This window comes from Streptomyces sparsus (assembly GCF_054776295.1).
In genome coordinates this window covers 1-7,623 of the sequence record NZ_BAAHCA010000159.1, presented here as the reverse complement: position 1 = coordinate 7,623, position 7,623 = coordinate 1, and the positions used below count along the sequence as shown (strand labels likewise).

At 72.6% G+C, this 7,623-nt stretch carries 6 protein-coding genes; 1 reads left to right on the top strand and 5 read right to left on the bottom strand.

The annotated features are described in order from the left end of the window. Nucleotides 1-96: 96 nt before the first annotated feature. From ACYVE9_RS10735 to ACYVE9_RS10725, 3 genes are all read right to left on the bottom strand, one after another. A complete protein-coding gene (locus ACYVE9_RS10735; protein ID WP_461027547.1) occupies nt 97-1,098 on the bottom strand; it encodes an SCO0930 family lipoprotein in 1,002 nt (333 codons plus the stop codon). A gap of 133 nt (nt 1,099-1,231) precedes the next feature. Next, nucleotides 1,232-2,743 carry an NADH-ubiquinone oxidoreductase-F iron-sulfur binding region domain-containing protein gene (locus ACYVE9_RS10730; protein WP_461027546.1) on the bottom strand — a complete coding sequence of 504 codons (1,512 nt, stop codon included), beginning with the start codon at nt 2,741-2,743 and terminating at the stop codon, nt 1,232-1,234. Next, nucleotides 2,731-3,438: a hypothetical protein gene (locus tag ACYVE9_RS10725; protein ID WP_461027545.1), complete on the bottom strand. Its 708-nt coding sequence runs from the start codon at nt 3,436-3,438 to the stop codon at nt 2,731-2,733. Before ACYVE9_RS10725 ends, ACYVE9_RS10730 begins: the two co-directional genes overlap by 13 nt. Before the next feature lie 499 nt (nt 3,439-3,937). Here ACYVE9_RS10725 and ACYVE9_RS10720 point away from each other — a divergent pair, with 499 nt between their 5' ends. After that, on the top strand, nt 3,938-4,993 hold the full coding sequence (locus ACYVE9_RS10720; RefSeq protein WP_461027544.1) for a PucR family transcriptional regulator: 1,056 nt from the start codon (nt 3,938-3,940) through the stop codon (nt 4,991-4,993). A gap of 128 nt (nt 4,994-5,121) precedes the next feature. On the opposite strand, the gene ACYVE9_RS10715 is transcribed toward ACYVE9_RS10720, so the two are convergent. Then, nucleotides 5,122-6,600, bottom strand: coding sequence for a DUF1996 domain-containing protein (locus ACYVE9_RS10715; protein ID WP_461027543.1), 1,479 nt, complete (start codon nt 6,598-6,600; stop codon nt 5,122-5,124). Then, nucleotides 6,600-7,331, bottom strand: coding sequence for a DUF4142 domain-containing protein (locus ACYVE9_RS10710; protein ID WP_461027542.1), 732 nt, complete (start codon nt 7,329-7,331; stop codon nt 6,600-6,602). The genes ACYVE9_RS10715 and ACYVE9_RS10710 overlap by 1 nt, the downstream gene beginning before the upstream one ends. Nucleotides 7,332-7,623 lie beyond the last annotated feature (292 nt).

Here is a 7,623-nt window from a genome sequence, read left to right as displayed (position 1 = left end):
CGGCATTCCCTGCCGCCCACCCGCCCCGACCGATGTGCCGGGCGGCCGCCTCCCCGCGGTGCGCACCGGGGGCGGACGCCTTTGTCCGGCGGCCCGTCAGGACGTGGCCTTGGCCTTCTTGCCGTCCGGGGTGATCGCGTGCCACACGTTGCCCTTGAGGTGGCCCTCGGTGTCGCCGGGGCTGGTGTCACCGGTGAACCAGTAGACCGGCCAGCAGTCGATGGCCAGCTGCTCGGTCCCGTCGGGGCGCTTGACGGTGAAGATGTCCTCGGCCTTGACGCCGCTCAGCTTGTCCTTGTCCACCGGCTTGGCGGGCTTCCAGGTGTCCAGGCAGGAGCCGACGCAGTTGGACTTCATCGGCCAGGCGGTGTCCTTGTCGAAGCGGTACAGGGTGCGGCCCTGCTCGTCGGTGACGATGGCGCCCAGCGTCGGGTCCTGTGCGGCGGTGAGCTCCGCCTCGCTGCCGCCCGCCGCGCTGTCCTCGCTGCCCGCGACCTCCTCGCCGCTGCCGGCCGCCTTGTCGCCGCCGGCCTTCGCCTGGCCCGCCTTGCCGCCGTCGGCGGCCAACGCGTTCCAGGTGCCGCCGACACCGTGGCCTTTGGTGTCACCGGGCTGGGCGTCCTTGGCGTAGCGGTAGACCGGCCAACCGCCCAGCGTGAGCTGCGACGTGCCGTCCGACCTGGTGAGCTTGCCGAGCAGTTCGGCGTTGATGCCCTCGGCGGCGGCCGCGTCGTCCGCCGGGACCGGCGGCCACGCGGTGGCGCAGTCGTCGTCGCAGTTGCTCTTCGCCGGGTCGGCGGTGTCCTCCTCGAAGCGGTACAGCGTCCACCCGGCGCTGTCGGTGACCACGCCGCCGAGCTGGGTGTCCTGGCGGAGCGCCAGCGTCTTGGCGGGGCCGCTCCTGTCGCCGCCCGCCGCCGGGCCGGTGTTGTCGGTGCCGTAGCCGCCCGAGTCGTACTGCGGCGCCAGCGACGAGCTGTCACCGGCCGGGGTCACGCTGTCCTGACCCGCGTCCGAGGACCCGCCGCATGCCGCCGTCATCACCATGACCGCCGCAACCGCCGCGCCCGCTGCCGCCGTCTGCCGCCGATTCCTCATGACCACTCCCTCACGTCCGCTGCTGATTCGGCGACTTGCGCCGTTCAGCGGGGAATACGCGGCGGCACCGGCCGAGCGTTCAGAGCGGGCGGCGAAATCTTCCGCCAACTGCCCCGCGCGGTCCGGCGGATGGTCATTCCTGGATGCGCAGCGCCAGCGCTGGGCAGCGGCGGACCGCTCGCAGGGCGTCCTGGCGGAGCCCGCCGGGCACGTGGGAGACCGCCCGCCCGGGGTAGCCGTCGGCGCCCAGTTGGATCACCCCGGGCACGATGTCGGCGCACAGGCCGTGGCCCTGGCAGAGCGTCCAGTCCACGATCAGCCGCTCGGACCCCTCCTCGCCGCCGGACCCCGGCCCCGCGGCGGGCAGGGCCCTGCGTTCGGGCTGGGGGGCCTCGTTGTCGAGCGGCAGCACGCCGATCGTCGGCAGCCCGCAGTCCCCGCTCCTGGCGTGCAGGGCGAAGTGCTCGGTGAAGGCGTTCATCGCGGACGCCACGAAGCGGGAGGTGCCGTCCGGGTGGCTGCACGCGCCTCGGCCGGTGACCGCGTCCATCCGGTCGCGGATGGCGGTCAGCGCGGACTCGCCGCCGCCCTTCGCCGCCCGTTCCAGGTCGTCGGCGAGCCCGGGGAGCCCCAGGAAGCACGGCCCGCACTGGCCGGCCGACTCGTCGGCCATCCACCGGGCCACCCGGACCGTCTCCCCCACGGGACAGGTCGACTCCGGCAGCGGCATCACCGCGCCGGCGCCCAGTGAGCCGCCGGAGGCCTTCATCGACTCGCGGGAGATCACGGTCGTCCACGCCGCCTGGGGGCTGAGCCAGCCGCCGTGGTAGCCGCCGACCAGGACGCCCTGGCCCGGTGTGTCACCGCAGACCTGCAGGATGTACGTCAGCGGCACCCCGCTGGGGGTCTCCACGACGCGCGGGACGGAGCTGCCGGAGACGGTGAGCATGACCGTGCCCGGCTCGGTGGGCAGCCCCACCGACCGGTAGTCGAGCGCGCCGAGGCGTGCGGCGACGCCGAGCTGGGCCCATGTCTCGGTGTTGGACAGCAGCGTGGGCAGACCGCCGAGGCCGCTGTCACTGGAACGGATCCGCCGCCCGTTGGGCAGTGCCGGGGCCTGGGCGATGCCGTTGATGAGCGCGCTGCCCTCGCCGGTCACGAAGCGCTCCGGTAGCCGGGCGACGTTCAGCCGGGGCATGGTCCGGCCGCGCTCGGCGATCGCGTCCCGCACCGAACGCTCCACGTCGTCGCGGGTGACACCCAGCCACACGTCCTCGGCGCCCAGCGCCCGGGCCGCCAGCGCGGCCCCGTCCAGCACCAGGTGCGGCACGTGCAGCAGCAGCGCCGTGTCCTTGAGGCAACTGGGCTCGCCCTCACTCGCGTTGACCACGACCGTGCAGCGGCCGTCGCGTTTCGCGGCCGACTTGATGACGGCCTGCATCTTGCGGGCGAAGGGGAACCCGGCTCCGCCCCGGCCGCGCAGGTCGATGTTCTCGGCGAGGTCCACGACCTCGTTGGCGCGCAGCTCCGGCAGCGAGCCGTGCACGGTCAGGTGCCGTACGCGGTCCATCCGGGAGACCTCGTCCAGACCGGCCAGGAGCCTGGGGGGACCGATCGACATGACGGACGGGGTCACTTCAGCCATGACTGCCACCTGCTGTTCGTAGTGCCGGCCGGCGTGTTGCGGCTCGGGAGCAGCCGCAGTGACAGCGCCACCGCGACACCGATGAGGCACAGCGCGTACATCACCGTCACCCATCCGCTCGCCGCCCGCCCGGCCTTGAGCCCGTGTACCAGCGCGGCGCCCCAGGCGGGGTAGGCGCCCATGTGCAGGGCGCGCCACCAGCGGGACCGGCCGCCGGAGGCGAACACCCGGCGGGCCGCGCCGACCGCGGCGACGGCGACGAAGAGGTAGGCGGCCACCGTACCGAGTCCGATCAGGACCGGTCGCGCGCCGTCGGCGAAGGGCAGCATCGCACCGGTGACGGTGACCCGGTTCTCGACGAGTTTCACCCAGATGTGCAGGGCGAGGAAGCCCAGTCCGGCCACGGCGGTGCCGCGGTGCACGCCCTGGGCCAGCAAACGGTGACTGGAGCCGAGGATCAGGCGGTCGGTGGCGGCCAGACCCCACAGCACGGTGGCGGTGAGGGAGACGAGCGCGAGCACGCCCGCGCCGAAGTCCAGGAACTCGCGGGTGCGGTGGAAGGCGCCCGCGCTGATCGCGACGAGCAGGGACAGCAGGGCTGTCAGCCCCAGCCCGGGGCGCAGGGTCTGCCCGAGGGTCGGCGTTCTCGTCGATGCGGCGTCGGCGTTCCTCCGTCTGCTGAGCGCGGCCCGCACGGGGGCACGCGAACGTGCCCTGCCGCGGCTTCGCAGGGGCGGGGGAGGGGTGAGCGGGGACAACAAGACCTCCCGAGCGTGCGGTTGCTGAGCACCGCAGTCGTGTTAGGCCGCCTTCGGCCGGATGCGTGGCGTTCGGATCTCGGGGACGAACGGCGCCGGCCGGCGCCGACTCCACCACTGTGCGCAACCGAAGAACAGGGTTCGGGGGGCAGCAGCATCGTCGAACTTCGCGGAACCTTCATAAGATTTATCGTCCTGTGACAAATTCCTGTGCTGGCGTCGCCGCTACGCTGCCCCCCTGCGGATGATGCCCCTCCAGGCGGTCCGGGCCCTTACCCACCGTCTGGTCCGGACTAACGCGTCCTTCGTAGAAGGATGCTGTAGGTCTGTCAGCTCTCTCACCAGGTCGGGGAACTGGCGAGGGACACCACCTCTGCGGGCTGCCCCCTCCCCCCGTGCCGGGCGGCCCGCACCCCGGCAGGAACGAGGTAACAAGATGTGTGAACTGCTGAATCGCATCTGGTCGCGACCCCGTGGTGAGTGGACCCGTGTTCTGAGGAAGGAACTCCCCACCATCGCCGACCAGGTGGTCGAGGTACTGCAGCGCGACACACCGGAGTTTTCGGCACGTCCGTCCACTACCGACCGGGATGACCTCAACTGGGCTGTCGAGCAAGCGCTGTTGACGGCACTCGGATACCAGGACGAGCCCTCCCCGGCGCGTCCCGCCCGGGAGCCGGTGGCCACACCGGTGCCCATCGACCGGGCACGCCGCAACCTCTTCGCGGCCCTGACGGGTGACGCCGCCGCCCCCGAGGCGCCGCTGGTCGAGCTCGCCCGCTCCGCGAGGTGGCCGCTGCCGGACACGGTCCGCGCCGTGGTGCTCACCTCTCCCGGAGAGGCGGCACAGCTCGCGGCCGTGCTCGGTGACACACTGCTCAGCCTGGCTGACGGCGAGACCTGTCTGCTGGTCCCCGACGAAGGCGCCGGCACCCGCGCCACCCTGGAGAACGTGCTGCGGGGACGCACCGCCGCGGTCGGCCACCCGGTGCCGCTGAGCGACACCGCCTCCTCACTGCACTGGGCCCGGCGGCTGCTGGCCCTCTCGCCGTTCCGCCCCGGTTCGGCCCCCGACGTCGTGTTCGTCGACGACCACCTGACCCTCCTGATGCTGCTCCAGGACGAATCGCTGAGCCGGGCACTGAGCGCCCGCTGGCTCACCCCGCTCGACGACCTGACCCCTCGGCAGAGCGAGCGGCTGGAAGTGACCCTGCTCGCCTGGCTGGAGGGCGGCGGAGCCCCGGAGGCGGCGCGCACCCTGCAAGTCCACCCGCAGACGGTGCGATACCGGCTCCGGCAGATAGAGAAGCTGTTCGGCGCCGCCCTGCGTGACCCGCGCACCCGCTTCGAGCTGGAGATGACCCTGCGAAGCCGCCGCATGCTGGCCAACGTGCGACGGCGGAGTACCCGCACCGGTCGCCGGACGCGGGCGATGACGGCGGGCCTCCGTCCGCTGGGCGTGGCGAGGGAGGCCAGGGTCAACGGACTCTGAGCCGACACCGCCGGCCCGCCGACGGCGGAGGGCGGACCGGCAGCAGGGGAACGGCCCCGGAGTGACACACCTCCGGGGCCGTTCCCCTGCGCCCGGTCCGGTCGGCCGACGTCCGGCCGGCCCGGGTGTCAGCCGCAGGTGCGACCGGTGTTGATGCACTTCACGGCCTTGCGCATCAGCCGCTCGTCCATCACGTTGACGAAGTCACCGTGGTCGGTCACCGGCTTGTGCAACTGCTCGGGAAAGCTGTCGACGGCGAACGCGGTGCCCGGGGGGATGTCGTAGGTGATGCGCTGCACCAGCTGGGGGATGGCGGTGAACCCCGGCTCGCAACTGCCGTCCTCCTTCGCGAAGGCGACGTGCGTGCGGTGGTTGGCGCTGTCGGTGTTGCGGCCGTCCCAGCAGCTCTGGAAGTCGAAGGTGCGCACGACCTTGCTGCCCTGCGGACAGATCGGGTAGCGGTCCGTCAGCTGCCGGTCCTCGAAACCGGTGCAGCTCCAGGAGGCGTTGGCGTTCGCGGCGCCGTTGGTGAACGCCTTGGCGTCACCGGTGATGATGCGCAGGAAGCGCGGCATGGCGGTGACCTTGCCCACCGGGCTGCCCCGGAACGTCAGCGACACCTCGGCCGGCTGGAGAACCCGCCCCACGTTGCCGTCGGGAGCGTTGCCCGGCTCGTCGGCCCGCGGGCCGCGCTGCTGCCCCTGGACCTGTGCCGACTCACCGAGGGCGCGCAGAACCGGCCAGTAGTGGCTGGAGCGGTCCCCGTTGGTGCACGTGGTCTCCGCCGCGGCGAGGCTCTCCTCGGTGGAGAACGCGTCGGTCGAGACGTTGCCCACGTAGTCGTGCACGTGGTGGGCGCCGTTGCTGACACCGGGAGCGACGATCACGTTGTCCGAGTTGAAGTGGCCGCGCTCGTTGGTCCCGCACCTGGAGGTGAAGGTGCCCCTCGAGGCGTTCCGACCCCGGACCGGGGTCTGGACGTCGGGCTGGACCGACCGGATGTCGACGAAGTCCTCCGGCACGGGACCGTTCTGCGGCGGTCGGCCCTCAGCCGGGGCGCTCGGCAGGGCGGGCTGCCCGCCGGCCGGCTGGGTGCTGTCGGGAACCGGCCACTTCTTCTTCACCGCGCACACCCGCAGCGACCGCAGCTGCGGGGCCTGGCCACCGGCCCGGGTGATCGCCCGGTTGATCCGGGCCAGCGAGTGGGCTCGGGACCTCTTGAGCTGGGCCAGTACCGCGCGCTCCGAGGAACGTCCCTTCGCCAGCCGGTGGTAGGCGACCGCCACCTGGGCGTCGAGCCTGGCCAGGTGGGCGGCCACCACCCGCTTCGACGCCTCCGGAACGTCCCTCAGACGTTCCCCGGCGTCGGGGCAGCTGACGGTCCGGGCCACGTGGCGGCCGGCGTTCTGGGCGTCCACGGCGGGCCGGGGCGCCGCCCGCCGGTCGGGCGAGTGGTTGCCCGCGGAGGCGTTCGCGGCGATGATCGCCGTGCCGCCGCCACCGACCACCAAGGCCACCGCCAACGCGATCGTCCGCACGCCCCGACGGGACCTCTTGTGGCCCTGGGCCCGGGAACCGCCCGGTCTGTTCGAAGGCTCTGTGCTCATCAGTTGGCTCCGCTCGGTGCTTCTCTCGATGTGCTGAGAACACCGGGCGTCCCGGTGGAGCGCTGCACGGGCGGCGGGGCGCCGCTACCGGTCGTCATCGACTCGAAGTCGACAAGCCCGGTCTCCTCAAGCACGTTGATGTGGTCCAGTACGACGTCGTTGGCGCGGGTGGCCAACGAGCGGACCATGGAATTGCGGGTCTCCGCCCGCACCTGGGCGACCAGCCCGAACACCTTGCCGTGCGCCCGGCGCAGCAGGTTGGCGAAGACCCGGTCGAAGTCGTCGCCCTGGGCAGCGCTCATCTCGGCCAGCCAGCCCTGCTGCTGCGCGGTGGGCTGGTTGGCCAGGTCGATGCCCAGCGCCCGTCCGGCCTCGATGGACCGTTCGTCCAACTCGGTGTGGCCCTCCACCAGGTGGTTGCCGGCCTCGACGACGGACTCCCGGGAGCTGCGCTCCTGGGCCTGCCGTCCGGCGGGCAGCTCCCACAGGCCGGCGAGGCGGACCTTGCGCACGAAGTCGCGGTCCAGCGGGGTGAGCGGGCCGTACTCCGTGCTCACCGTGCCGCGCCCGTCGTCGTCAAAGCTCACCGAGCCCGCCGGGACCGGGTTGGCGCCGTCGAAGAGGTGCACGGGAATCAGCAGTGCGGTCAGCGTGGCCGCCAACGCGGCCACGACCAGCGCCGTCCCGACCGCGCGGCCGGAAGCCACCGCTTTGCCGTTGACGATGCGCATTTGTCCTCCTCGGTGCACGTGCGCCCTGATGGAAGCGGACGCTAGCGCCACCCGAGGAGGGTGCACCGAAGCTTCATCACCAACGGACAAAGACCGGACGGCCCGGCGGCGACGCTGCTAGCGTCCCGCCCGTCACCGCTGTGCCGATCGTCAACTCCGCCGGTTCGCCGCACCCTTGGGAGGAGCGACGTGCCGGAGCCGTGGGCCGGGCCGACGACCCGCCGACGGCGGGTCGAGGCCTCGGGCGGCCCCGCGGTGAGGCGGTCAGGCGTGCTGCGGCTGCCTCGGCACG

What these genes read in the sequence shown, in the direction of transcription:
- ACYVE9_RS10735 (WP_461027547.1), bottom strand. Translation starts at nt 1,098, where the DNA reads ATGAGGAATCGGCGGCAGACGGCGGCAGCGGGCGCGGCGGTTGCGGCG.
- ACYVE9_RS10730 (WP_461027546.1), bottom strand. Translation starts at nt 2,743, where the DNA reads ATGGCTGAAGTGACCCCGTCCGTCATGTCGATCGGTCCCCCCAGGCTC.
- ACYVE9_RS10720 (WP_461027544.1), top strand. Translation starts at nt 3,938, where the DNA reads ATGTGTGAACTGCTGAATCGCATCTGGTCGCGACCCCGTGGTGAGTGG.
- ACYVE9_RS10715 (WP_461027543.1), bottom strand. Translation starts at nt 6,600, where the DNA reads ATGAGCACAGAGCCTTCGAACAGACCGGGCGGTTCCCGGGCCCAGGGC.
- ACYVE9_RS10710 (WP_461027542.1), bottom strand. Translation starts at nt 7,331, where the DNA reads ATGCGCATCGTCAACGGCAAAGCGGTGGCTTCCGGCCGCGCGGTCGGG.